Source organism: Faecalibacterium sp. IP-3-29, assembly GCF_023347335.1.
GTDB lineage: Bacteria > Bacillota > Clostridia > Oscillospirales > Ruminococcaceae > Faecalibacterium > Faecalibacterium duncaniae.
In genome coordinates this window covers 1,050,313-1,074,922 of record NZ_CP094471.1, presented here as the reverse complement: position 1 = coordinate 1,074,922, position 24,610 = coordinate 1,050,313, and the positions used below count along the sequence as shown (strand labels likewise).

Annotated in this window: 20 protein-coding genes; 3 read left to right on the top strand and 17 right to left on the bottom strand. The window is 60.3% G+C overall.

The window, feature by feature from the left end:
* Positions 1 to 341: 341 nt before the first annotated feature.
* The 17 genes from rsmA to ybaK form a co-directional block, all read right to left on the bottom strand.
* Positions 342 to 1,196 (bottom strand): 16S rRNA (adenine(1518)-N(6)/adenine(1519)-N(6))-dimethyltransferase RsmA, encoded by an 855-nt coding sequence (gene rsmA, locus MTP40_RS05135; RefSeq protein WP_249259940.1) that lies wholly within the window; start codon positions 1,194 to 1,196, stop codon positions 342 to 344.
* A 166-nt stretch (positions 1,197 to 1,362) separates the two neighbouring features.
* Positions 1,363 to 2,748, bottom strand: a complete 1,386-nt coding sequence (locus MTP40_RS05130; RefSeq protein ID WP_098922759.1) for a S41 family peptidase — start codon at positions 2,746 to 2,748, stop codon at positions 1,363 to 1,365.
* 157 nt (positions 2,749 to 2,905) lie between these two features.
* Positions 2,906 to 4,213 (bottom strand): murein hydrolase activator EnvC family protein, encoded by a 1,308-nt coding sequence (locus MTP40_RS05125; RefSeq protein WP_179860368.1) that lies wholly within the window; start codon positions 4,211 to 4,213, stop codon positions 2,906 to 2,908.
* 18 nt (positions 4,214 to 4,231) lie between these two features.
* Entirely contained in the window at positions 4,232 to 5,140 is a 909-nt protein-coding gene (locus MTP40_RS05120) for a cell division protein FtsX (protein ID WP_005932223.1), read from the bottom strand.
* Positions 5,137 to 5,868 carry a cell division ATP-binding protein FtsE gene (gene ftsE, locus MTP40_RS05115; RefSeq protein WP_082210781.1) on the bottom strand — a complete coding sequence of 244 codons (732 nt, stop codon included), beginning with the start codon at positions 5,866 to 5,868 and terminating at the stop codon, positions 5,137 to 5,139. The genes MTP40_RS05120 and ftsE overlap by 4 nt, the downstream gene beginning before the upstream one ends.
* A 104-nt stretch (positions 5,869 to 5,972) precedes the next feature.
* Positions 5,973 to 7,058 (bottom strand): PucR family transcriptional regulator, encoded by a 1,086-nt coding sequence (locus MTP40_RS05110; protein ID WP_005932217.1) that lies wholly within the window; start codon positions 7,056 to 7,058, stop codon positions 5,973 to 5,975.
* Between the two features lie 258 nt (positions 7,059 to 7,316).
* Positions 7,317 to 8,024: a pseudouridine synthase gene (locus MTP40_RS05105; protein WP_207684984.1), complete on the bottom strand. Its 708-nt coding sequence runs from the start codon at positions 8,022 to 8,024 to the stop codon at positions 7,317 to 7,319.
* A 195-nt stretch (positions 8,025 to 8,219) separates the two neighbouring features.
* Positions 8,220 to 9,665 (bottom strand): adenylosuccinate lyase, encoded by a 1,446-nt coding sequence (purB, locus tag MTP40_RS05100; RefSeq protein WP_156075500.1) that lies wholly within the window; start codon positions 9,663 to 9,665, stop codon positions 8,220 to 8,222.
* Positions 9,666 to 9,805: 140 nt separating this feature from the next.
* Entirely contained in the window at positions 9,806 to 13,498 is a 3,693-nt protein-coding gene (locus MTP40_RS05095) for a phosphoribosylformylglycinamidine synthase (protein WP_249259939.1), read from the bottom strand.
* A 19-nt stretch (positions 13,499 to 13,517) separates the two neighbouring features.
* Positions 13,518 to 14,819 carry a phosphoribosylamine--glycine ligase gene (gene purD, locus MTP40_RS05090; protein WP_249259938.1) on the bottom strand — a complete coding sequence of 434 codons (1,302 nt, stop codon included), beginning with the start codon at positions 14,817 to 14,819 and terminating at the stop codon, positions 13,518 to 13,520.
* A gap of 203 nt (positions 14,820 to 15,022) precedes the next feature.
* Entirely contained in the window at positions 15,023 to 16,204 is a 1,182-nt protein-coding gene (locus tag MTP40_RS05085) for a phosphoribosylaminoimidazolecarboxamide formyltransferase (protein WP_117477307.1), read from the bottom strand.
* 24 nt (positions 16,205 to 16,228) lie between these two features.
* Positions 16,229 to 17,029, bottom strand: coding sequence for an IMP cyclohydrolase (locus tag MTP40_RS05080; protein ID WP_156061558.1), 801 nt, complete (start codon positions 17,027 to 17,029; stop codon positions 16,229 to 16,231).
* A 122-nt stretch (positions 17,030 to 17,151) separates the two neighbouring features.
* Positions 17,152 to 17,748, bottom strand: a complete 597-nt coding sequence (gene purN, locus MTP40_RS05075) for a phosphoribosylglycinamide formyltransferase (protein ID WP_242885861.1) — start codon at positions 17,746 to 17,748, stop codon at positions 17,152 to 17,154.
* Entirely contained in the window at positions 17,742 to 18,788 is a 1,047-nt protein-coding gene (gene purM / locus MTP40_RS05070; protein WP_249259937.1) for a phosphoribosylformylglycinamidine cyclo-ligase, read from the bottom strand. The genes purN and purM overlap by 7 nt, the downstream gene beginning before the upstream one ends.
* A gap of 4 nt (positions 18,789 to 18,792) precedes the next feature.
* Positions 18,793 to 20,271, bottom strand: a complete 1,479-nt coding sequence (gene purF / locus MTP40_RS05065; protein WP_097772396.1) for an amidophosphoribosyltransferase — start codon at positions 20,269 to 20,271, stop codon at positions 18,793 to 18,795.
* 9 nt (positions 20,272 to 20,280) lie between these two features.
* Entirely contained in the window at positions 20,281 to 20,781 is a 501-nt protein-coding gene (gene purE, locus MTP40_RS05060; RefSeq protein WP_005932189.1) for a 5-(carboxyamino)imidazole ribonucleotide mutase, read from the bottom strand.
* 469 nt (positions 20,782 to 21,250) lie between these two features.
* Positions 21,251 to 21,733, bottom strand: coding sequence for a Cys-tRNA(Pro) deacylase (gene ybaK, locus MTP40_RS05055; protein ID WP_249259936.1), 483 nt, complete (start codon positions 21,731 to 21,733; stop codon positions 21,251 to 21,253).
* A 211-nt stretch (positions 21,734 to 21,944) separates the two neighbouring features.
* Here ybaK and aroF point away from each other — a divergent pair, with 211 nt between their 5' ends.
* From aroF to MTP40_RS05040, 3 genes are all read left to right on the top strand, one after another.
* On the top strand, positions 21,945 to 22,958 hold the full coding sequence (gene aroF / locus MTP40_RS05050) for a 3-deoxy-7-phosphoheptulonate synthase (protein WP_035393988.1): 1,014 nt from the start codon (positions 21,945 to 21,947) through the stop codon (positions 22,956 to 22,958).
* Positions 22,959 to 23,074: 116 nt separating this feature from the next.
* Positions 23,075 to 23,497, top strand: a complete 423-nt coding sequence (locus tag MTP40_RS05045; protein WP_156066302.1) for a DUF3783 domain-containing protein — start codon at positions 23,075 to 23,077, stop codon at positions 23,495 to 23,497.
* Positions 23,494 to 24,594 (top strand): FAD:protein FMN transferase, encoded by a 1,101-nt coding sequence (locus tag MTP40_RS05040; protein WP_249259935.1) that lies wholly within the window; start codon positions 23,494 to 23,496, stop codon positions 24,592 to 24,594. Before MTP40_RS05045 ends, MTP40_RS05040 begins: the two co-directional genes overlap by 4 nt.
* Positions 24,595 to 24,610: the final 16 nt, after the last annotated feature.

The following is a 24,610-nucleotide window of genomic DNA, read 5'->3' as shown; positions in this document are numbered from 1 at the left end:
GAATACAAAAGAGCGCAGAAACAGACCCCTCTGTCTGCACCTGTGCTCCTCCCGCAAAACCTTAACACGTCATATATTGTACCATTGAAATAAAAAGATGTCAATGGAGCACACACAGCTTTTTCTTCAAAAAGCAAAGTCTGCCGCACAAAAACGATGAAATATATTTGCTTTTACATGGTAAAGCGTGCAGGAAATTTAACAAACAATGCCACAGACAAAACAACCGGAATTGTTCTCGTCAAAAAGACACTGTATTTTTGCTTTATATTCTAAAAGAGCAGGCGCTCCACGCTTTGCGAAGAGCCCCTGCTTTTGGAAAACCGAATTATTAAAACAAGTCACCGGGCCAGTGTGCTCTGGATCTTTGCAAAATCCTCCAGCGTCAGGGCCTCGGGACGGATGCGGGCATCGAAACCGGCGGCTTCAATGGCAGCGGTCACGGCATCCTTGGGCATCCCCAGGCCGCTGGCAATGGCATTGGCCGCAGTCTTGCGCCGCTGGCCAAAGGCCGCGCGGACAAGGGCAAAGTAGCCCTCCTCGTCCTCCACCTGCACGGCGGGGGTGGGGCGGATCTCCATCCGCACCACGGCGCTGGTCACCTTGGGGGCCGGGTAAAAGCTGCCCGGGGCGGCGGTGAACATCATCTTAGAGGTCGCGTAATAGCTCACCGCGCAGCTGATGGCGCTGGAGGCCCGGGTACCCGGGGCGGCGGCCAGACGATCGGCCGCTTCCTTCTGCACCATCACAGTCAGGCTCTCGATGGGCAGGCGGTCACCCAGCAGCTTCATCACAATGGGGCTTGTGATATAGTAGGGCAGGTTGGCGCAGACCGCCACCGGCATCCCGGGGAACTCCTGCGCGATCAGGGCTTTCAGATCCACCTTGAGCACATCCTGCAATACCAGCTTGAAGTTGTCCACACCGGCCATGGTCTCGGCCAGCAGGGGGGGCAGGCGCTCGTCCACCTCGATGGAGACCACCTTTGCCACCCGCTTTGCCAGCTCCCGGGTCAGCACGCCGATGCCGGGGCCGATCTCGAGCACGCCGTAACGCTTGTCCACGCCGCTGGCATCCACGATCTTGGGGGGAAGGCCGGGGTTGACGATGAAGTTCTGGCCAAAGCCCTTGGAAAGGGCAAAATCATATTTTTCGCACAGGGCGCGCACATAAGACAGGTCGGTCAGTTCGGGCATGGCTCTATCCTTTCTTTTCCAAAATAACCCTCTCAGTCTCGCTTCGCTCGCCAGCTCCCCCAAAGGGGGAGCTTTTGACAAAACCGCAAACTTTGCATGAATTGCCAAGACCTCGCCCTTCGGGAGAGGTGGCAGCGCGTCAGCGCTGACGGAGAGGGTTGTTCTCTTATTCTTGACTACTGGATGCAGTGCTCTCCCCTGCTGCTTCACTTTCGGCGGGCGCGGTCTCTGCCGGGGTGCTCTCGGCAGATGCAGCCTCAGCGTCCCCTTCCGCCACGCTCTCAGCGGCGGCGCTGTCGGCAGCTTCACTGGAGGCAGCCTCGTTGACACCGCTCACGGTGGTGGTGCCGCTCATCTGCTGGGCAGTGCTCACGGCACGCTGGATCTGGGGATCGTTCTCCACAGTGTAATCATAGTATGCGGTCTGCTCGTCCGCAGTCAGGGGGCGCTCCACATCCACGGTCAGGCCGGTGCCGTCAAAGCAGCTGCCGTCGCCGCAGACCAGCTTTGCCACGGTGACCACCACGGCACTGCCATCGGACAGGCGCTGGGGGCTGCTCTGGATGGTGCCCTTGCCCTGCGTGGTGGTGCCCACCAGACGGGCACCATTCAGGGTGCGCAGACTGCTGGCAAAGAGCTCCGCCGCGCTGGCGGTGCTGCCGTTGACCAGGCAGACAACGGGCAGGCCGATCTGGGATTCGCTGGTGCTGGTGCCCAGCAGGGTCTGGGTGCCGTTCTTGTCCTCAGCAAAGGCCAGCGTGCCCTCCGGGGCGATCAGGTCGATGCACTGGATGGCATCGTCCAGCAGGCCGCCGCCGTTATCGCGCAGGTCAAACACCAGGCTGCCCGCGCCGTTGGCGCTCAGGCTGCGGATGGCGTAATCCAGCTCGCTGGGGGTGGTGGAATCAAACTGGCGGATCCGGATGTAGCCCACATTGCCCTGCACCATCTGGTAATCCACGGTGGTGGAACTGTAGCCGGAGTGGGTCAGGTCAGCGGTATGCTCGGAGGCCTCGCTGTCCAGCCAGGTCACATTGACGGTGGTGCCGCTCTCGCCGCGCAGGCGGGTCTGGATGGCATCCACGCTGCTCATGCTCTTGACATCGGTGCCGTCCACAGCGGTGATGTAGTTGCCGACCTGAATGCCTGCCTCCTTGGCGGGGGATTCATCGTAGACCTTGATGACCTTGGCATAGCCGGACTGATCCACAGCCAGCTCCACGCCAATGCCGATCAGGGTGCCGTTCTGGGTGTTCATCAGCTCCGTATAGGCGGTGGCGCTGAAATAGCGGGCGTACTTATCGCCGGTGCCCAGCAGGTAGCCAGCCGTCAGGCGGTCGTAGAGGGTGGTCTCGTCGATGGGATAGTAATCGTTGCTGCGGACATAGCGGTCCACCTCAGCGATCTTGTTGTACATGCTCTCCTTTTCCTTCACGCTGGAAACGGTGCTGTCAAACAGGCGCATCGCCACCAGCATGGTAATGGAAAAGGTAACGGTCATGGCCAGGATGACGATGCTGACCGCCATGCCGACCGATATCTTACGGTTCATCTTCTTCCCTCCTCTGTCAGACCAGCAGCATCATAACCACGCTGCCCAGCATGGAAAGTGCAAAGATCCCTGCCAGGATCAGACAGCCCACGCGCAGGATGCGCTTGCGTTTTTCTTCCTTCATAAGCCCTGACGGCCTCCTTTGATACAATGCAGATTATTTCATGGGGATATAACCACGGGGGTTGACGGCATTGGCCTTGGAGCCGCCCTTCCAGACCTCCAGATGGAGGTGGTTGCCGGTAGAGTTGCCGGTGCTGCCCACATAGCCGATGATCTCGCCCTGCTGGACATACTTGCCCGCCGAGGTGGCGACCGACCGCATGTGGCCGTACAGGGTGCTGTACTGGTTGCCATCGGACATTTTGCCGTGGTAGATGATGACATAGTTGCCGTAGCCGCCGCTGGACCAGCCCGCCACCTGCACATAACCGCTGGCGGCTGCATAGATGGGCGTGCCGCCCGGGGCGGCAAAGTCGGTACCGGCGTGGAGCTTGTTGACCCCCGTAACGGGGTTCTTGCGCCAGCCGTACTCACTGGAAATGCGGCTATAGCTCTTGAGCGGGCAGATGAAGCCGGTAAAGCTCAGGGTGGGCTTGGAGGCAGCGGCCGCGGCGATCATCTTCTGGATCTGCTTCTTGACGGCCTCATAGTTCATCTCGTCCGATTCAATGGCGGCCTGCGCGTCCTTCTGGGCCTGCTGCGCCTCGGCAGCGCTCATCTGGGCGGCGGCCACGCTGGAGTTGAGCTCGTTCTGCTTGGCACGCATCTGGCTGTTCTGGGCATCCAGATCTGCCTTTTTGCTTTGCAGCTCGCTGCGCTGGGATTCCAGCGTCAGCTTATCGCTTTCCAGCGCTTCCTTGGCGTTCTTCATGTTGTCCAGGATCTCGGTGTCCTTGATGGAGATGTCCTGCATGACCTCGTTGAAGGTCAGCAGTTCATACAGGTCGTTCACCGCGGACAGCATGGCAACGCTGCCGCCGTCCCGCAGCTCCTGCATGGCGGCCATGTGCTGCTTGAAATCCCCCCACTGGTCGGCGATCTCCGCTTCTTTTTCGGTGATCTGCTGCTCCTTGGCGGCGATCTCCTGTTCCTTCAGGCCGATGCTGTTCTGCACCTCGGCGATCTGGCCCTTCAGCACGCTGATCTGGCTCTGAACCACCGTGACCTTTTCCTTCAGCTCCGATTCCAGCGCCTTGGCGGCCTGCTCCTTCTTTTTTGCATTGGACAGTTCCTTTTTGTGCTGTACAATGGACTGGGAGAGCTTATCCAGCTTGTTCTGCAGGCTGGACATGCTGGTAGCCGCCGTGGCCGGGTAGACCGAAACGCTCAGCAGCAGGCAGGCCGCTGCCAGAAACAGGCTGGCGGCGCGCATGGCACGGCTGTGCCCGGGGGCGGGTTTTGCGTGGGTGGGGGTATACATGAGGTGCAGGCGGAAGCCCGCAGAGTGTTTTGCTTGTTTCACAGAGAAGGCTCCTTTCGCTTACACATTCAGATGTTTGCGGATGGAGAACATGCTGCCCAGCGCACCCACCAGCGCACCACCGGCCAGACTGTACGTCAGGATGGTAGGCCAGACGGCATCCACAGGCACCATGGCGGTGCCCATGAGCAGCTGCCACAACCCGCCCAGCGTGCTGGAGGCCTGCACGATGTAGGCATAGCCGAAGATACCGGCTACCGAGGTGATGGCACCAGAGATCAGGCCCATGGTCAGACCCTCCACAAAAAAGGGCAGGGTGACAAGGTGATTGGTCGCGCCCACATACTTCATGATCTCGATCTCACGGCGGCGGGCAAAAACGCTCAGGCGGATGGTGCTGCCCACCGTGATGATGCTGACCGCCATCAACACCAGGATCACGATCTGGCCCACCTTGGTCACGGCCCGCTGGACCTCCACAAAGGTCTGGGTCATCTCAATGGGGGCGGTAACGCTGTACACACCCGGAATGCTCTGGAAGTTCTGGCTCATGGCCTGCATCTGGCTCAGGTCTGCCAGAGAGACACGGTAGTTGGCCTTGAAGGGGTTATCATTCTCAAATTCGTCCAGCAGAACGGCGTAATCCGCCATGTACCCACGGTACTGGTTGAGCACGTCCTCCTTGGACATGTACTGCACCCGGCTCACGCCCGGGGTGGCAGTGATGCGCTCCCCTACCGACTGGATGGTGGCATCGTCGGCTTCGGGGTCCACATAGACCACCATTTCGTTCTGCTGGCCCAGATAGTTCACCATGCTGTCCACATTGACTTCCGCCAGCGTGGCAAAGGTGTTCAGGGTCATACAGACGCTCAGGGAGGCGATGCAGGCAATGGTCATGGCCCAGTGCTTGCCCAGGTTGCGCACGCCGCGCACCACAAGAAAACCGAACGTAGAAGGCTTCATCATACCAGCGACACCTCCATTTCCAGTTCCTTCGGGTCTACGGGCGGGTGGGGGATCATGGAGCCCGTGGGCACATCCGAGATGATGTGTCCGCCGGACAGGGTGACCACGCGGCGGTCAAAATGACGGACCAGCTCGTGCTCATGGGTGACCACCAGCACAGTGATGCCCATCTCGCTGACACGCTCCAGCAGCTCCATCATCTCAAGGCTCAGTTCGGGGTCGATGTTGCCGGTGGGCTCGTCCGCAATCACCAGCTTGGGGGCGTGGGCCAGGGCGCGGGCCACAGCCACACGCTGCTGCTCACCGCCGGAGAGCAGGTCGGGGTAGACCTTTGCCTTGTCCTCCAGGTGGACAAGCTCCAGCATGTAATTCACGCGCTCCTTGATCTGCTTATGCCCGATGTTGGTAACATGCATGGCAAAGGCAATGTTCTCGTAAACAGTCATGGTGGGGATGAGCCGGAAATCCTGAAAGATGATGCCCATCTGACGGCGCAGGTAGGGGATCTTGCGGCGGCGCAGGCGGGCAACATCCTGCCCGTTCACCAGCACGCGGCCCTCGGTGGGGGTCTCCTCGCGCAGGATCAGCTTGAGCAGGGTGGATTTGCCCGCGCCTGAGTGACCCAGCAGAAAAACAAACTCGCCGTCATCCACATGGAAGTTGACATCCTCCAGGGCAGGCTTTGCGTTGTGCTTGTACTGCTTTGAAACGTGTTCAAAATCTATCATGCATTTTTCGCTCCCAATAATTTTCTCCAAACCAAAAAGAACCGGCCAGCATCGGTTTCGAGCGGCCGGTTCTGCGCCGACGGCTTTGCGCCGCAAGCGTCTGCTTAATATTTGGCCGGGTTGTTGGACAGGTACTTCTTGACCATCAACGCCACCTTAAAGACGATGGCATCGTCGAACTCACGCAGATCCAGACCGGTCAGTTTTTTGATCTTTTCCAGACGATACACCAGCGTGTTGCGGTGGACAAACAGGCCGCGGCTGGTCTCAGACACATTCAGGTTGTTCTCGAAGAAGCGCTGAATGGTGAACAGGGTCTCCTGATCCAGGCTCTCGATGCTGCCCTGCTTGAACACCTCGCGCAGGAACATCTCGCAGACAGTGGTGGGCAGCTGGTAGATCAGGCGGGCAATGCCAAGGTTGTCGTAGCGGATGATCTGCTTCTCGGTGTCGAACACCTTGCTGACCTCCATGGCGATCTGGGCTTCCTTGAAGGAGGTAGCCAGATCCTTCACGTTGGAGATGGGGGTGCCGATGCCGACCACAGCCTTGATGTAATGCTCGCCGGACAGGGTGTCCACGATGCTGGCAGCCAGCTTCTCCATATCGGTGCGGTCGATGCCCTTGCGGATCTCCTTGACCAGCACGGTGTCGGTCTCGCTGATATTGAACACAAAGTCCTTCTGCTTGTCCGGGAACAGGCTGCTGACCACATCGTAAGCGGAGATGTCGCCGCCGGAGGTCACGCGCACAATGAACACCACGCGGGAAACATCGGTGGCAAAGTGCAGCTCACGGGCCTTGGCGTAGATATCGCCGGGCAGGATGTTGTCCAGCACCACGTTCTTGATGAAGTTGGCTTTGTCGAACTTTTCATCGTGGTACTGCTTGATGCTCTGCAGGCTGATGGAGAGCAGGGCCGCAAACTGGCCCGCAGTCTCGTCCGCGCCTTCCACAAACACGGCATAGTCGTTATGCTTTGCGCTGGAGAACTGCTGATAGGTGTAGCCATCCCGCACAAAGCGGTCACCGGCCGTCAGGCGCTCTGCCATAAAACCCTCGCGCACCTCTCCGATCAGGTTCAGCTCCGAGCAGGAGATCACAGCGCCGGTCTCATCCACCACACCGACCACACGATCGATGGCGTCTTTCATCTGGTAGATCACGCTCTGGAATACTCTATTGGCCATAAATGGATACCCCTTTTCCTCTTTTGTGCAAGCCGCAGGGGCGAGATTGTCGTTTTTAACAATTTCGCCGCTTTACATTATCTATTTTACACAAAAGAATTTACTTTTGCAACATATTTCACCAAAATATTTTTGACTTTCTTGGTGAAATTATCTTTCGGGGGTATTTTCAGGCCCAAAAAGCACTGTTTTGCGTGGTTCTTGTGAATATTTTACCGGCAAAATGTGATGTTTTTTTGAAAATCAGGTGAAAAGCAGTCAGGCTCCGGTGGTAATTGCTGTCACTTCCTCCGCAGAAAGCTCCCGCCACTGCCCCGGTGCAAGGGCCGGATCCAGCGCAAGCCCGCCGATGGCATCCCGATGCAGGGCGTTCACGCCCGCGCCGTACACACCGAACATCCGCTTGATCTGGTGGTACACCCCCTGCCTGAGCCTGACTTTCACGGTCAGGCCGTCCGGGGTCAGGGCTTCCACCTCTGCCGGGGAGAGGGCGGTGCCATCCGCCAGCGTCACGCCCTCGGCAAAGCCCTTGCACATCTCCTCGGTCAGCGGTGTGTCAATGACCACCGTGTAGGTCTTGGAGACATGGCGCTTCGGGGCAAGGATCTCGTGGGCGAAGCCGCCGTCATCCGTCAGCAGAACAAAGCCGGTGCTGGTCTTGTCCAGCCGGCCGGCCGGGAACAGCTCCCGCCGGGGGTAGGCATCCCCGATCAGATCCACCACGGTGGTATCCCGCTTGTCGGTGGAAGCGCTCACCACGCCCTCGGGCTTGTTGATCATCAGGTAGACGAACTGCTGGTAAGCAAGCGGCGCACCGTCCACCGCCACGCTGTCCCCTTCCCTGAGCTGGGTGTCCCCCTTTTTGCACACCGCGCCGTTCACCGTCACCCGTCCCCTGCTCAGCAGGGTCTTTGCCTCGCTCCGGGTGCATTGCGCCGTCTCGGCCAGATATTTGTCTAGTCGCATAGGTTCTCCTTTTCCGGTTATAGCAAAGCTGCGCCCTGCCCAAAGGCGGAGCGCAGCGATAGATTTTGCAGTTCAGTGGACCGGGAGTTTCTCCGAGGACCGTCCGCTGGGGTGGGACCCTGCTGCCGCAGGCAGTAGGGCGGGCGATGGAATGGCCCAAGCCGTGTCCGAGGAGAAAGCTACTGGGCCACACCCTTAAACGCTCAGAGAAGCGTGCTGTTCCACAGCATCGGGGTTGGCATCAAAGATGGGCTGGAGCACATTTGCAATGAACTCCTCCACCTGCTGGGGTGCACGGCCCACAAAGTTTTCGGGCACCAGACCGGCCACGATCTCCTCCTTGGTCAGGCCAAAGGCGGGGTCGGCTGCAACGCGGTCCACCATATCGTTGGGCAGGCCCTCTTCCTTGACCTGCTTGCCAGCGGCAATGGCGTGCTGGCGCAGGCGCTCGTGGAGCTCCTGACGGTTGCCGCCCTTTTCCACAGCCTGCATCATGATGTTCTCGCTGGCCATGAAGGGCAGCTCTGCCATCAGGCGGCTGCGCACCACTTTGGGGTAGACCACGATGCCATCGGTGACATTGAGCATGATGTTCAGGATGGCATCGGCAGCCAGGAAGCCCTCGGCCATGGCAACGCGCTTGTTGGCGCTGTCGTCCAGAGTGCGCTCAAACCACTGGGTGCCGGTGGTGAAGCTGGGGTTCAGCACATCCACCATCAGGTAGCGGCTCAGGGCGCAGATGCGCTCACACCGCATGGGGTTGCGCTTGTAAGGCATGGCGGAGGAACCGATCTGGTTCTTCTCAAAAGGTTCTTCCATCTCCTTGAAGTTGGCCAGCAGGCGCAGGTCGGTGGCAAACTTCATGCAGCTCTGGGCAATGCCTGCCAGAGCGTTCAGGATAAAGGCATCCACCTTGCGGCTGTAGGTCTGGCCGGACACGGGGATCACGGCATCCGGGGCAAAGCCCATCTCCCTGGCAATGGAAGCATCCACAGCGCGGATCTTGTCTGCATCGCCCTTGAACAGCTCCATAAAGGAAGCCTGCGTGCCGGTGGTGCCCTTGACACCGCGCAGCTGCAGGGTGGCAAGGCGGTGGTCGATCTCGGCAAGATCCATCACCAGCTCGTTGGCCCACAGGGTGGCACGCTTGCCCACGGTGGTGGGCTGTGCAGGCTGGCAGTGGGTATAGGCCATGCAGGGCATGTCCTTGTACTCCTCAGCAAAGCGGGAGAGCTTTGCCAGCACACCGATCAGCTTTTTGCGAATGAGCTCCAGGCCCTGCCGCATCACGATGATATCGGTGTTATCGCCCACATAGCAGCTGGTGGCACCCAGATGGATGATGCCGGCTGCCTTGGGGCACTGCTGGCCGTAGGCGTAAACGTGGCTCATCACATCATGGCGCACCAGCTTCTCGCGCGCAATGGCGACCTCGTAGTTGATGTCGTCCACATGGGCTTCCAGCTCGGCCACCATTTCGGGGGTGATATTGGTCAGGCCCTGTTCCATCTCGGCCCGGGCCAGCGCCACCCACAGGCGGCGCCAGGTGCGGAACTTGTTGTCATCCGAGAAGATGTACTGCATCTCATCGGAAGAATAACGGGTAGAGAAGGGGCTGATATAACGATCATGCTGTGACATTGGTTGTTTCCTCCTGAAAGTAACTCCCCCAGCCGCCTTCCGGCGACAGCCCCCTCGAAGAGGGGGCCTTTCAGCCTCCCTCGGAGAGGGAGGTGGCATCGCGTCAGCGATGACGGAAGGAGTTTTTCTCTATTCTACCATCAAACCTTGAAATAGTCTACGCCGCCCTCAAAGATCGGCTGATATTTGTCGCCGGTGACATTCTTGTACAGGTACTCGCCGCTGCGCTCCGAGTGGCCCATCTTGCCGAACACGCGGCCGTCCGGGCTGGTGATGCCCTCAATGGCCAGCAGAGAGCCGTTGGGGTTGTAGCGCTGATCCATGGTGGGCTCGCCCTCCAGATCAACATACTGGGTAGCCACCTGGCCGTTGGCAACCAGCTGATCCAGCACGTTCTGGGGTGCCACAAAGCGGCCCTCGCCGTGGCTGATGGCGATCTCGTACTCGCTGCCTGCATCGCAGTGGGACAGCCAAGGGCTGCCGGTGGATGCAACGCGGGTGCGCACCAGCATGCTCTGGTGGCGGCCAATGGTGTTGAAGGTCAGGGTCGGGTCATAGGCCGTGATGGGGCGGATATCGCCGTAGGGCACCAGACCCAGCTTGATCAGGGCCTGGAAGCCGTTGCAGATGCCCAGCATCAGGCCGTCGCGGTGCTGCAGCAGGTCGCGGACCGCCTCGGTGACCGCAGGGCTGCGGAAGAAGGAGGCGATGAACTTGGCGCTGCCGTCCGGCTCGTCGCCGCCGGAGAAACCGCCGGGCAGCATCACGATCTGGCTCTCGCCAATGGCCTTGACCAGTGCCTCGCAGCTGGCGGTAACGTCCGCCGGGGTCAGATTGCGGATGACCAGGATCTCAGGGTCGGCACCGGCGCGGGCAAAGGCCTTGGCGGTGTCGTACTCACAGTTGGTGCCGGGGAACACAGGGATGATCACCTTGGGCTTTGCCACACCGATCTTGGGGGCAGCGGGGGCGTTCAGCTTGCCGTTGATCTTTTCCACGGTGGGGCCTGCCTTGCGGTAGGGGTACACAGGCTCCAGCTTGCTCTCCCAGATCTCCTGCAGCTCAGCCATATCCAGCGTCTCGCCGCAGCTTTCAAAGGTATACTCCCTGGTGGTCTCGCCCAGCAGCTCGCCTGCGGGGGAATCAGAGACCATTTCCAGCACGATGGAGCCGTACATGGGCTCGAACATCCGGTGGGTGGGCATATCAGCGCGCATCTTGAAGCCGATGTGGTTGCCCAGGCCCATCTTGAACAGGGCCTCGGCAATGCCGCCGTAGCCCACGGCGCAGGCAGATGCCACCATGCCCTCTTCGATCATCTGCTCCACGATCTTGTAGTTTGCCTTCAGGGAGAAGAAGTTGGGGCAGCCGGTCTCGGGGTCCAGAATGGGCCGGATGAGGACAACAGTGCTCTCGGGCTTCTTGAACTCGGTGGAGACCACCTTGCTGGCCTTGCCGATAGCAGTGGCAAAGGAGACCAGCGTGGGGGGCACATCCAGCTGTTCGAAGGAGCCGGACATGCTGTCCTTGCCGCCGATGGAGGCAATGCCCAGACCCATCTGGGCATCCAGAGCACCCAGCAGGGCGGCCAGCGGCTTGCCCCAGCGCTCGGGCTTGGTGCCCAGGCGCTCAAAATACTCCTGGAAGGTCAGGTAGGCATCCTCATAGCGGAAGCCGGAGGCCACCAGTTTGGTGACACTGTCCACCACGGCCATCCGTGCGCCGATATACTGGTTGGCGCTCATCAGGTAGGGGTTGTAGCCCCAGGCCATGCCGGAGCAGGTGTTGGTCTCGCCATCCACGGGCAGCTTTGCCACCATGGCGTTCTGGGGAGTCAGCTGGTAAGCACCGCCAAAGGGCATCAGGACGGTGGCGGCACCAATGGTGCTGTCGAACCGCTCAGAAAGGCCCTTCTTGCTGCAGATGTTCAGGTCGCCCACCATGTTCTTCATCTTCTGGCTGAAGGTGATGCCGGCCCACTGGGGCTGCCAGACGGTGCCCTGCTCCACATGGACGTTCTGGTGCTTCTCCGCACCGTTGGAGTTCAGGAACTCACGGCTGATGTTGACGATGGACACGCCGTTCCACACCATGTTCAGGCGCTTTTCCTCGGTGACCTTTGCCACGGGGGTGGCCTCAAGGTTCTCCTCGGTGGCAATGGCGATGAACTTGTCCACATCCTCGGGGGCAAGGGCCACAGCCATGCGCTCCTGGCTCTCGCTGATGGCCAGCTCGGTGCCGTCCAGGCCGTCATACTTCTTGGTGACCTTGTTCAGGTCGATATACAGGCCGTCGGCCAGCTCACCGATGGCAACGGAAACGCCGCCCGCACCAAAGTCGTTGCAGCGCTTGATCATCTTGCAGGCATCCTCACGGCGGAACAGGCGCTGGAGCTTGCGCTCGATGGGCGCATTGCCCTTCTGCACCTCAGCACCGCAGTGGTCCAGGCTGCCCAGATTGTGGGCCTTGGAGGAGCCGGTGGCACCGCCGATGCCGTCGCGGCCGGTGCGGCCGCCCAGCAGGACGATGACATCCCCGGGGGCGGGGCACTCGCGGCGGACGTGGGAAGCGGGGGTCGCACCCACCACAGCGCCGATCTCCATTCTCTTTGCCACATAGCCGGGGTGGTAGATCTCATCTACCTGGCCGGTGGCAAGGCCGATCTGGTTGCCGTAGGAGGAGTAACCGGCAGCGGCAGTGGTCACCAGCTTGCGCTGGGGCAGCTTGCCGGGCAGGGTCTCGCTGACAGGCTTGAGCGGGTCGCCTGCGCCGGTCACACGCATGGCCTGATAGACATAGCTGCGGCCGGACAGCGGGTCGCGGATGGCACCGCCGATGCAGGTGGCCGCACCACCGAAGGGCTCGATCTCGGTGGGGTGGTTGTGGGTCTCGTTCTTAAAGAGGAAGAGCCAGTCCTCATCCTTGCCGTTCACATCGCACTTGATCTTGACGGTGCAGGCGTTGATCTCCTCGGATTCGTCCAGATTCTTGAGGATGCCCTGCTTCTTCAGCTCCTTGGCACCGATGGTGGCAAGATCCATCATGCAGCGGGGCTTCTCCTCACGGCCCAGGTCGGCGCGCATGGCCATGTAGCGGTCAAACGCTGCCTGCACCACGGCATCGTCGATCTGGACATCATCCAGAATGGTGCCGAAGGTGGTGTGGCGGCAGTGATCGGACCAGTAGGTGTCGATCATCTTGATCTCGGTGATGGTGGGGTCGCGGTGCTCAGAGCGGAAGTACTCCTGGCAGAACTTAATATCGCCCAGATCCATGGCCAGGCCCTTTTCGTCGATGAACTTCTTCAGGCCCTCTTCGTCCAGCTCGTTGAAGCCCTCCAGCGTGGCCACAGCGGTGGGCACGGGATACTCCATCTTCAGGGTAGCTTTGGTCTCCAGCGAAGCCTCGCGGGCCTCCACCGGGTTGATGACGTACTTCTTGATCTCTGCCACCTGCTCCTCGGTCAGGGAACCCTCCAGCAGGTAGACACGGGCAGAGCGAACCAGCGGGCGCTCGCCCTGGCTGATGAGCTGGATGCACTCGGCGGCAGAATCGGCGCGCTGGTCGAACTGGCCGGGCAGGTACTCCACAGCAAAGGAAATGCCCTCGAATTCAGGCAGCTCCGCATAGGTGTTGTCCACCGGCGGCTCACTGAACACGGTGGTAGCGCACTGGTTGAACAGTGCCTCGTCGATACCCTCCACGTCATAGCGGTTCAGCAGGCGCAGGCCGCTCAGGGACTGGATGCCCAGCAGGCTCACCAGCTCATTTTTCAGGCCCTGGGCTTCCACATCAAAGCCGGGCTTCTTTTCTACATAAATACGATAGACCATGGGTGAATCCCCCTCTTTTTTATTGTTCAGCGATTGCTTTCAGCGCTCTCATACCAATATCCGTGCGCTTGTGCAGCTTTTCAAAGCTGATCTTCTCAGCGGCGGCGTATGCCTGCGTGATGGCGGCGGTCAGGCGGGGCGCAGTTGCTGTCACGCCCAGCACGCGGCCGCCGTTGGTGACCAGCGTGCCGTCCTCACGCAGTGCCGTGCCGGAGTGGTAGACTGTGATGTTACTCTCCCCTTCCAGCTGGCCGTTGGTCAGGCCGGAAATGGGCTTGCCCTTTTCATAGGACACCGGGTAGCCGCCGGAGGCCAGAATAACACAGCAGGCCGCACCCTCGGAGAATTTGACCTCGGTATCGGCCAGTGTGCCCTCGGTGCAGGCAGCCATGATCTTCAGCAGGTCACTCTCCAGCAGAGGCAGCACCACCTGGGTCTCGGGATCGCCGAAGCGGCAGTTGTACTCGATGACCTTGGGGCCGTCCGGGGTGAGCATCAGGCCGAAGTACAGACAGCCCTTGAAGGGGCAGCCCTCGGCGTTCATGGCCTGAATGGTGGGCAGGAAGATCTTTTCCATGCACTCGGCAGCAATGGCCGGGGTGTAGTAGGGGTTGGGGGCCACGGTGCCCATGCCGCCGGTGTTCAGGCCGGTGTCGTGGTCGTTGGCACGCTTGTGGTCCATGCTGGACACCATGGGCTTGACCAGCTTGCCGTCGGTAAAGCTCAGCACACTGACCTCGGGGCCGGTGAGGAACTCTTCCACCACCACATGGTTGCCGGAAGCGCCGAACTTTTTGTCCAGCATGATCTCCTTCACGCCGTCGGCAGCCTGCTCCTCATTTTCGCAGATCAGCACGCCCTTGCCCAGTGCCAGCCCGTCGGCCTTGATGACCACGGGGTACTTGCCCTTTGCCTTGATGTAATCCATGACCTTGGCGGGGTCATCAAAGGTGGCATAATCTGCGGTGGGGATGCCGTATTTCTTCATCAGGTCCTTAGAGAACACCTTGGAGGCCTCGATGCGGGCAGCGGCCTTGTCCGGGCCAAAGGCAGGGATGCCCACTGCAGCCAGCGCGTCCACCATGCCCAGCGCCAGCGGGTCATCCTGCGCCACGACCACATAATCAAACTTTTCCTCAGCGGCAAAGGCCACCATGGTCTCTACGTCCGTAGCCTTGATGTTCTTGCATTTGGCATCATAGCTGATGCCGCCGTTGCCCGGAGCGCACCAGATCTCGCCGCAGTCCGGGCTCTTTTTCAGTGCCTTGATGATGGCATGCTCGCGGCCGCCGCCGCCGACCACTAAGATTTTTTTAGCCATTTTAACATCTCCTAAAATATTCGTTTCTGCTTCTCTGTCAGCGTCCTCACCCTCTCAGGCGCTTCGCGCCAGCTCTCCCAAAGGGAGAGCCAAGACTGGCACTAACACCAGCAGCTACTAACGGGATGCTGCCAAAGGCTCCCCCTTTGGGGGAGCTGGCAAAGCCGACAGGCTTTGACTGAGAGGGCGAACCAGTTTTCCTTTTAGTGATGGAACAGCCGGATGCCGCAGAACGCCATGGCGATGCCGTACTTATTGCAGGTGTCAATAACCTGCTGGTCGCGGATAGAGCCGCCGGGCTGGACAATGGCGGTCACGCCGGAGCGGCGGGCACGCTCGATGTTGTCGCCAAAGGGGAAGAAGGCATCGGAACCCAGGCAGACACCGGTAACATGGCTCAGGTACTCTTTCTTTTCCTCCGCGGTCAGGGGTGCGGGCTGCTCGGTGAAGGTCTCGGCCCAGACATCGTCGCCGATGACATCCTCGGGGGTGTCACCGATATACACATCAATGGCATTGTCGCGGTTGGGCTTGGCAATATCGTCACGGAAAGGCAGGTTCAGCACCTTGTCCATGTGGCGCAGCTGCCAGTTGTCGGCCTTCTGGCCCGCCAGACGGGTGCAGTGGATGCGGCTCTGCTGGCCGGCACCCACGCCGATGGTCTGGCCGCCTGCGGTGTAGCAGACACTGTTGGACTGGGTGTATTTCAGGGTGATGAGGGCAATGATCAGGTCCCGCTTCTGCTCCTCGGTCACGCTCTTGTTCTCGGTGACCCAGTTGGTCAGCATGGTGTCGGCGTTGATGGTCAGCTCGTTGCGGCCCTGCTCAAAGGTGATGCCGTACACCTGCTTGTGTTCCACCGGGGCGGGCTTGTAGTCGGGGTCAATGGCCACCACATTGTAGTTGCCCTTTTTCTTGCCGGCCAGAATGGTCAGAGCCTCCGGCTCATAACCGGGGGCAATGATGCCGTCAGAGACCTCATGCTGGATGAGCTTTGCGGTGGGCACATCGCAGACATCGGAGAGGGCGATCCAGTCGCCAAAGGAGGACATACGGTCAGCACCGCGGGCACGGGCGTAAGCGCAGGCCAGCGGAGAGAGCTCAAAGTCCGGAGCAATGTGGTACATCCTGCGCTCCACATCGGTCAGGGGCAGGCCCAGGGCGGCACCCGCCGGGGACACATGCTTGAAGGAAGCGGCGGCGGGCAGACCGCAGGCCGCCTTCAGCTCCTTGACCAGCTGGATGGAGTTGAGGGCATCCAGAAAATTGATGTAGCCGGGCTTGCCGTTCAGCACAGTCACGGGCAGGTCGGAGCCATCTTCCATATAGATGCGGCTGGGCTTCTGGTTGGGGTTGCAGCCGTACTTCAGTGCGAGTTCGTTCATTGATGCATCCTCCTTAAGTCTTCGTTATTCCGCTTCGGCATCGCGCTTTGCCAGCAGCTCCAGCTCCTCGGGCAGCAGTTCAGGCTCCTCGGGGTCGTCCAGATCGCTGTTGACAGCATCGTATTTGTTGAAGATCATATCGCCGGTCTCGCCGCTGTCCAGATCGATGACGCGTGCAAACAGGCTGACCTTGTTGTCGGGGTTCAGGTTCTGCCACAGGCCATGGGCAAAATCGCCGATGGTGCGGGGGCAGGCAAAGCGCAGGGGCTCACCCTCAAAGCTGGGGATGGGGTTTCCGTTGTGCTTGTAGGTGCTGATGAAATGACCCTCACCGGCCACAGGCTGGGGGTAATCAAAGAAATAGCGCTGGACGCTGTCGCCGTTGCCGTCGGCAGATTTCAGGATGCTCATCTGGTAGCTGCCATCAGCGTACACCACAGCGGAGATGCGGGGGGTGTAGTTGGGGCCGTCCGGCTCAAAGGTGCGGGTGCGCAGGGCATCGGCAAAGCTCTTGCCCTGACTCATCAGGTCAAAAATGGTATCGGTCTGGTCGCCGTTGGTCACGATGTGGGTCTTGCCCAGGGTCAGCACGGGGTTATAGATGATAAGGCTGGGGTCCTCCAGCTTGTCAGGGTCTGCAGCCATGGTGCAGATGCCGCCGCGCTCGGGCACGGGGTCGAACACGCGGTTGCGGCTGTTCTCACTGCGGCCCATGATAAAGTAGCCGATGAACATCTGACGGCCATCGGGAGCCATTGCCACTGCAATGCCGCGGCCGGGGTACTCGTTGGAGGCCAGATAATCGTTCAGGTTGATCTTTTCCATGTCAAATTCTCCTATTACGGAACTCCCCCAGTCGCCTGCGGCGACAGCCCCCTCGGAGAGGGAGCCTCAAGCCTCCCTCCTTGAGGGAGGTGGCACACCGTCAGGCGTGACGGAAGGAGTTTTTACTCGATCTCGCCGCTGCACACCATGGCAACTGCCTTGGGCAGCAGCTTCCACTCGGCCTGTTCCATCACCCGCTTCTGCAGCACCTCGGGGGTGTCGCCGGGCAGGATCTCCACTGCCTTCTGCAGCAGAATGGGGCCGCCGTCGCACTCCTCGTTGACAAAGTGGACGGTGGCACCGGTCACCTTGCAGCCCCGGGCCAGAGCAGCCTGATGGGGGCGCAGGCCGTACATACCGGGCCCGCAGAAGGACGGGATGAGCGCCGGATGAACATTCAGGATGCGGCGGGGATAGGCTTCAATGACACTGGGGCCCAGCACGGAAAGGAACCCGGCCAGCACCACCAGATCGATGTTGTGGCTTTTCAGCGTTTCCAGCAGGGCTGCGTCAAAGGCCTCACTGGTGGCGTAGTCCTTGCGGCGAACCACAACACCCTCCACACCGGCCTTTGCGGCCCGCTCCAGCGCAAAGACACCGGGCTTGGAGGCTACCACCAGCGTAATTTTACCATTGGGGTTCTCGCCCCGGGCTTCGCTGTCCAGCAGGGCCTGCAGATTGGTGCCGCCGCCGGAAACCAACACAGCTACGTTCAGCACAGTTCCACACCGTCCCCTTCAGCGATGACACCCAGCTTGTAAGCCTCGGGCTCGCCGTTGGCGTGGAGGATCTCCAGCGCCTTGTCGGCCTGTGCGGCAGGAACGGTGAGCACCATGCCAACGCCCATGTTGAAGGTATTGAACATATCGTGCTCGGAGATGTGGCCGGTCTCCTGCATCAGGTGGAACAGCGCCGGGGTGCGGACATCCTCCTTCTTGATGCGGGCGCAGCAGCCCTTTTTCAGGCTGCGGGGGATGTTCTCATAGAAGCCGCCGCCGGTGATGTGGGAGATGCCCTTGACATCCACCTCTTCCAGCACCTTCAGCACCGGCTTAACGTAGATCTTGGTGGGAGCCAGCAGGGCATCGCCCAGGGTCTTGCCGCCCAGCTCGGCGGGGGTGGTGTGCAGAACATCGGGATCGTTGTCAATATCAAAGATCTTGCGCACCAGCGAGAAACCGTTGGAATGAACACCGGTGGAGGGCAGAGCGAGGATGACATCGCCAGCCTGCATGGTCTCGTTGTTCAGGATCTTTTCCTTGTCCACAACGCCCACAGTGAAACCGGCCAGATCGTACTCATCCTCCGGCATCATGCCCGGGTGCTCGGCAGTCTCACCGCCCACCAGAGAGCAATCAGCCTGCACGCAGCCCTCGGCCACGCCCTTGACGATCTCGGCAATCTTCTCAGGGATGTTGCGGCCGCAGGCGATGTAATCCAGGAACACCAGCGGCTTTGCACCGGCGCAGATCACATCGTTGACGCACATGGCAACGCAGTCGATGCCAATGGTGTCGTGCTTGTCCATGATCATGGCGATCTTCAGCTTGGTGCCCACGCCGTCCGTGCCGGAGATCAGAACCGGGTGCTTGTAGCCGGTGCAGTCCAGCTCAAACAGGCCGCCAAAGCCGCCCAGACCACCAATGCAGTGCTCGTTCATGGTGCGGGCAACATACTGCTTCATCAGTTCAACGGAGCGGTAACCGGCGGTGATATCCACACCGGCAGCTGCGTAACTCTCAGAATAGCTCTTTTCCATCTTCTTACTCTCCTAACTTCTTCTCGTTTTTGGGACGGTCGTTCAGGTGGCGTTCATGGATATCGGTGGAAAGCACCTCCTCCGGCTTCACGGCATACTCGCCGGTAAAGCAGGCGGTGCAGAAACCGCATTTTGCGTTCTTGGCCAGCTGCACCACATGCTCGGTGGACAGGTAGCCCAGGGTGTCGGCCCCGATGATCTCATTGATCTGCTCCACATTGCGGCCCGTGGCCACCAGCAGCTTCTGGTCGGGGATGTCGGTGCCGAAGTAGCAGGGGTATTTGAACGGGGGGGCCGAGACCCGGAAGTGGACTTCCTTTGCACCGGCATCCCGCAGCAGCTTGATGATGCGGGCGGAGGTGGTGCCGCGCACGATGGAGTCATCCACCAGCACCACCCGCTTGCCCTTGACGGTGCTGGACACCACGTTCAGCTTGATGCGCACGCTGTTTTCGCGCTGCTTCTGGCTGCCCTGGATAAAGGTGCGGCCGATGTATTTATTCTTGATGAAGCCGATGCCGTAGGGGATGCCGCTCTCCTGCGAGTAGCCAAGCGCCGCATCCAGACCGGAATCCGGCACGCCGATGACCACATCGGCCTCCACAGGGTGCTCCTGTGCCAGGAACCGGCCTGCCTGCTTGCGGGCCTCGTGCACCGAGCTGCCCTCAATGATGCTGTCCGGGCGGGAGAAATAGATGAACTCGAACACGCACATCTGGGTGTCCGGGCGGCCGCAGTGATCCTTGATGCTCCGCAGCTCACCGGTCTTGGTGTCGGCAATGACGATCTCGCCGGGCTCCACGTCCCGCAGCAGGGTCGCGCCCGCAGCATCCAGCGCGCAGCTCTCGCTGGCAAAGACGTAGCCGCCGCCGGGCAGGGTGCCGATGCACAGGGGGCGGTAGCCCCGGGGGTCCCGGACCGCAATGAGCTTGGTGGCGGACATGATCACCAGACTGTATGCACCCTCCAGCACATCCATGGTCTTGCTGATGGCGGTCTCAATGCTGCCCATCCGCAGGCGGTTGCGGGTGATGAGGTAGCAGATGACCTCGGTATCGGAGGAGCCGTGGAAGATGGCACCCTCGTTCTCCAGCTGACGGCGCAGCTCCAGGGCATTGGTCAGGTTGCCGTTGTGGCAGAGGGCCATGGTGCCCCGGCCATGCCGGACGATCATGGGCTGGGCGTTGGCCCGCACCCGGCTGCCGGCCGTGGCATAGCGGACATGGCCCGTTGCCATGTGGGCCGTGGGGGTGGAAAGACTGCCCAGCACGGCGGGGGTGAACACCTCGTTCACCAGGCCGAGGTCGCGGTGGCCCTGGATGACACCGTCATCGTTGACCGCAATGCCGCAGCTCTCCTGCCCGCGGTGCTGCAGCGCATACAGGGCAGAATAGGCGGCAGCGGCCACATCCTCAGTGCCCGCCCGGTCGTAAATGCCAAAAACGCCGCATTCCTCGTGCAGCGGATATGCAAAATCAGACATTGGTTCTCCTTACAACTCTTTCAGTTCGTTCTGCAGCTTTTCTTCCTTAGCTGCGATCTGCTGTGCCATGCTCACCCGCTCGGCCTCCAGCTTCCCGGCCAGTGTGTCATCGCTCAGGGCCAGGATCTCGGCAGCCAGCCAGGCGGCGTTCTTGGCCCCGTTCAGGGCCACGGTAGCCACCGGGATGCCGCTGGGCATCTGGACCGTGGCCAGCAGCGCGTCCAGACCGTCCATCGCGCCGCCCTTCATCGGGATACCGATGACAGGCAGGGTGGTGTTGGCGGCAAAGGCACCGGCCAGATGGGCCGCCATGCCCGCCGCGCACAGGATCACACCAAAGCCGTTGGCCCGGGCATTTTTGGCAAAATCCGCGGCCTCGGCAGGGGTGCGGTGGGCCGAAAGGATGTGTGCCTCAAAGGGGATGTCCAGCGCCTTCAGCTGGGCACAGGCCCCCTTTACCACCGGCCAATCACTGTCCGAGCCCATGATCACTGCAACTTTCCGAATCATATCCGAACCTCTCTTTCTCCGTCTGCAAAACAAAAAAAAGCTGTGGTACACCTGCACCACGGCCTTTATTTCTGCGTATGCTCTCCCAGCGCTTTGCACAAAGCTGCACGATGCCCCTGAACAGCACGAATGGTGTTCTGTTCTGTGAAGCCCGACAGCATCTTCATCTTTGAAGTTCCCCTTTTGCTCTGCGCTTTTTCAGGCGGCACCCGGCATCCGCCGGGGTACCGTCCCTGTACTACATACAGTTTACGGCAAAAATTCCACTTTGCAAAGGCCCTTAGGGCAATTTCTCCCTTGTGTTCTCCCGCGTCAAAAAACTTTCAAAAGTTTTGTGCAGTTTCGACACCGTATTTCTTTTTAAGTATGACTTTTTTAGAAAATATAATAAAGCAAGTTTTATCGCACTGAGCAGGCCCCGCTCTGTACAGCCTCTCCGTCATTGCGTTGGCAGTAAGGGCGTTTTACCTTAGAAGATGATCTTCGCTGTTGCTGCCCTTGCTGCCCGGACGAGGTCGGCGGGTGCGCAGCACACCTGCGTACCAATGCGGCCGCCGGAGACATAGACCTTTTCTTGAGCCAGCACGCTTTCATCAAACACGGTGGTGTACTGCTTTTTCATACCCACCGGGCTGCAGCCGCCGCGCACATAGCCGGTGACCTTATTGATATCGGCCACATGGATCATGGCTACGCTTTTTTCGCCCACGCTGCGGGCAGCGGCCTTCAGGTCAAACTCTGCCGCCACCGGAATGACGAACACAAAGTAGTTTTTGCTGCTGCCCTGGGTCACCAGCGTCTTATATACGCAGGCCGGGTCCTCCCCCATGCTGGCGGCCACGGTCACGCCGTCCACCGCCACGCCTTCCTCGTGGGCATACTCGTGGGCTGTATAGGGCACCTTGGCCCGTTCCAGGATGCGCATGGCATTCGTTTTTGCTTCTTTTCCCATTGATGATCGCTCCTTGTAAACTCCTTGCCCTCTCAGGCTGCCCCTATTCTACCACTTTCTTTCCTAAATTTCAAAATTTCTCTTGACTTCAGTTCCCTGAAGTGTTATCATAGGCCCATGCTTCAGGAAACTGAACTTCACGAAAATAAATCACGGCAATGGAGCCGGTCTCCTGTGCCGTTTGTGTGAGAAGGATAAGGAGACGACCACCATGATCATTGTACTGAAACAGGATGCCCCTGACGCACAGGTCCGCGAGTTCTGCCACGAGCTGCAGGATATGGGGTTGCAGATCAACGACTCCAAGGGCAGCGACACCCACATTCTGGGCCTGATCGGCGACACCAAGGCCATTGCCGAGAGCTGGGTGCTGGCCAACCCTGTGGTCGAGACCTGCCGCCGCGTGTCTGAGCCTTACAAGAAGGCCAACCGCAAGTTCCACCCCGACGACAGCGTGATCGATGTCAACGGCGTGAAGATCGGCGGCGGCAACTTCGCCGTCATTGCAGGCCCCTGCAGCATCGAGAGCGAGGAGCAGATCACCTACTGCGCCCAGCGCGTTAAGGATGCAGGCGCTTCCCTGCTGCGCGGCGGCGCATTCAAGCCCCGCACCTCCCCCTACTCCTTCCAGGGAATGCGGAGCGAGGGCCTGGACCTGCTCAAGCTGGCCCGCCGCGCCACCGGCTCCCCCATCGTCACCGAGATCATGAACACCGAGCATCTGCCCCTGTTCGAGAATGTAGACCTCATCCAGGTGGGTGCCCGCAATATGCAGAACTTTGAGCTGCTTAAGGCCGTGGGCCGCCAGAAAAAGCCTGTGCTGCTCAAACGCGGCCTGGCCAACACGCTGGAAGAATTTGTGATGAGCGCCGAGTACATCATGGCCGAGGGCAACGAGAACGTTATCCTCTGCGAGCGCGGCATCCGCACCTTTGAAACCAGTATGCGCAACACCCTGGACCTTGCCGGTGTGGTCATGCTCCACAAAATGACCCACCTGCCCGTGGTGGTGGACCCCAGCCACGCCTGCGGCCATGCCTGGATGGTGCCCCAGCTGGCCAAGGCCGCTGTGGCCGCCGGTGCTGACGGCCTGATGATTGAGGTGCACAACAACCCCGCCAAGGCCAAGTGCGATGGTGCCCAGAGCCTGACCCCCGACCAGTTCGATGAACTGATGGGCTTTATCACCAAAGAAGTCGAGTTCTTTGGCAAGAAGATGAACTGAGAATGGAACGACCCTCTCGGCACGCTGCCGCGTGACTGAGGGGGTTGTTTTCTTTTGTCATCAAATATGGTATACTATGGTGTATTTTGAATTCACCCTTGAAACGAGGTATTTCTATGAAAGCTCATATTGCACGCAACCAGAATGCCGGCATCCCGCTGGCGCTGGGCTGGAACCTTTCTGCCGCCGACCGGGGCATTCTGGAGGGGATGGCTCCCGCTTTCGGGATGAAGCTGCTGCTGGTCTCCCCTGCCGATGCAGGCAGGACCGTGGCCCAGCTGCTGGGCGAGGTGGAAGTCAAGACCACCCGCACTCTGGTGCTGGAGCCGGGTGCTTATCCCCCGGCGCTGGTGCTGGCCAACTTCAAGGATAAGGATGTGGACACCCTGCTCGACCTGATGAAGCAGGCACAGGTGAACATCCCCCTCAAGGCCGTTGTGACCCCCACCAGCAAGAACTGGGTGTTCGGTGACCTGCTGGCACATCTGCAGGAAGAGCACACCGCCTTTACCGCCGCAAAGGAGACCGCCAAAGCATGATGACCAAGCGTATTTTTTCCGCCCTGCTGGCGGCTGCGCTCAGCCTGAGCCTGCTGGCGGGCTGCGGCAGCTCCGCTTCCGGCTCTACTGCGTCCAGCGCCGCCGATGGCCCGCAGCGCTACTCCACCGTGTTCTATGATGTGTTCGACACCGTGACGCAGGTCATCGCCTACTGCGACAGCGAGGAAGAGTTCACCGCCCAGATGGACGCGCTCCACGCCGACCTTGTGGAGTACAACCAGCTCTACGACATTTATAATGATTACGATGGCGTGACCAACATCAAGACCATCAACGACAATGCGGGCATTGCCCCGGTGACGGTGGATGACAAGATCCTCGGGATGCTGGAGCTGGCCCAGACCATGTACGACACCACCGGCGGCAAGCTGAACATTGCGCTGGGCAGTGTGCTGAACATCTGGCACAACTACCGCGAGGCCGCACTGGCCGATGACAACGACAGCAACAACCAGCTGCCCACGCAGGAAGAGCTGGATGCCGCCGCACAGCACTGCGATATCGCCAACCTCATCATTGATGAAGATGCCAAAACGGTCTATCTGGCCGACCCGGCCATGTCGCTGGACGTGGGCAGCGTGGGCAAGGGTTACGCCGTGGAGCAGGCCGCACAGGCCGCCGAAGCCCGGGGCCTGACCAGTGCCCTCATCAGCGTGGGCGGCAACCTGCGGGCCATCGGCACCAAGCCGGACGGCTCCCAGTGGGTAGGCGGCGTGGAAAACCCGTGGAACTCCTCCGAGGTCTACACCAACGGCAGCTCCACTGTAGCCGCCGTCAGGATGAGCGACCTCTCCCTTGTGACCAGCGGCGACTACCAGCGCTACTACGTTGTGGACGGTGTGCGCTACCACCACCTCATCGACCCGGCCACCCTCTGGCCCGCCGCCTACTTTGACGGCGTGAGCGTGCTGGCTCCGGACTCCGGTGTGGCCGACTGCCTGACCACCGGCCTGTTCTGCCTGCCTCTGGAAGAGGGCAAGCAGCTCGTGGAATCGCTGGACGGTGTGGAAGCCCTCTGGTGCACCACCGATGGCGAAGTGATCACTTCCAGCGGGTGGAGCGAGCATACGAATTAAATAAGGAACGACCCTC

Bases quoted from the DNA above. Each gene is read 5' to 3' on its own strand.
- rsmA (WP_249259940.1), bottom strand. From the start codon at position 1,196: ATGCCCGAACTGACCGACCTGTCTTATGTGCGCGCCCTGTGCGAAAAA.
- MTP40_RS05130 (WP_098922759.1), bottom strand. From the start codon at position 2,748: ATGAACCGTAAGATATCGGTCGGCATGGCGGTCAGCATCGTCATCCTG.
- MTP40_RS05120 (WP_005932223.1), bottom strand. From the start codon at position 5,140: ATGATGAAGCCTTCTACGTTCGGTTTTCTTGTGGTGCGCGGCGTGCGC.
- ftsE (WP_082210781.1), bottom strand. From the start codon at position 5,868: ATGATAGATTTTGAACACGTTTCAAAGCAGTACAAGCACAACGCAAAG.
- MTP40_RS05110 (WP_005932217.1), bottom strand. From the start codon at position 7,058: ATGGCCAATAGAGTATTCCAGAGCGTGATCTACCAGATGAAAGACGCC.
- MTP40_RS05105 (WP_207684984.1), bottom strand. From the start codon at position 8,024: ATGCGACTAGACAAATATCTGGCCGAGACGGCGCAATGCACCCGGAGC.
- purB (WP_156075500.1), bottom strand. From the start codon at position 9,665: ATGTCACAGCATGATCGTTATATCAGCCCCTTCTCTACCCGTTATTCT.
- MTP40_RS05095 (WP_249259939.1), bottom strand. From the start codon at position 13,498: ATGGTCTATCGTATTTATGTAGAAAAGAAGCCCGGCTTTGATGTGGAA.
- purD (WP_249259938.1), bottom strand. From the start codon at position 14,819: ATGGCTAAAAAAATCTTAGTGGTCGGCGGCGGCGGCCGCGAGCATGCC.
- MTP40_RS05085 (WP_117477307.1), bottom strand. From the start codon at position 16,204: ATGAACGAACTCGCACTGAAGTACGGCTGCAACCCCAACCAGAAGCCC.
- MTP40_RS05080 (WP_156061558.1), bottom strand. From the start codon at position 17,029: ATGGAAAAGATCAACCTGAACGATTATCTGGCCTCCAACGAGTACCCC.
- purM (WP_249259937.1), bottom strand. From the start codon at position 18,788: ATGGAAAAGAGCTATTCTGAGAGTTACGCAGCTGCCGGTGTGGATATC.
- purF (WP_097772396.1), bottom strand. From the start codon at position 20,271: ATGTCTGATTTTGCATATCCGCTGCACGAGGAATGCGGCGTTTTTGGC.
- purE (WP_005932189.1), bottom strand. From the start codon at position 20,781: ATGATTCGGAAAGTTGCAGTGATCATGGGCTCGGACAGTGATTGGCCG.
- ybaK (WP_249259936.1), bottom strand. From the start codon at position 21,733: ATGGGAAAAGAAGCAAAAACGAATGCCATGCGCATCCTGGAACGGGCC.
- aroF (WP_035393988.1), top strand. From the start codon at position 21,945: ATGATCATTGTACTGAAACAGGATGCCCCTGACGCACAGGTCCGCGAG.
- MTP40_RS05045 (WP_156066302.1), top strand. From the start codon at position 23,075: ATGAAAGCTCATATTGCACGCAACCAGAATGCCGGCATCCCGCTGGCG.
- MTP40_RS05040 (WP_249259935.1), top strand. From the start codon at position 23,494: ATGATGACCAAGCGTATTTTTTCCGCCCTGCTGGCGGCTGCGCTCAGC.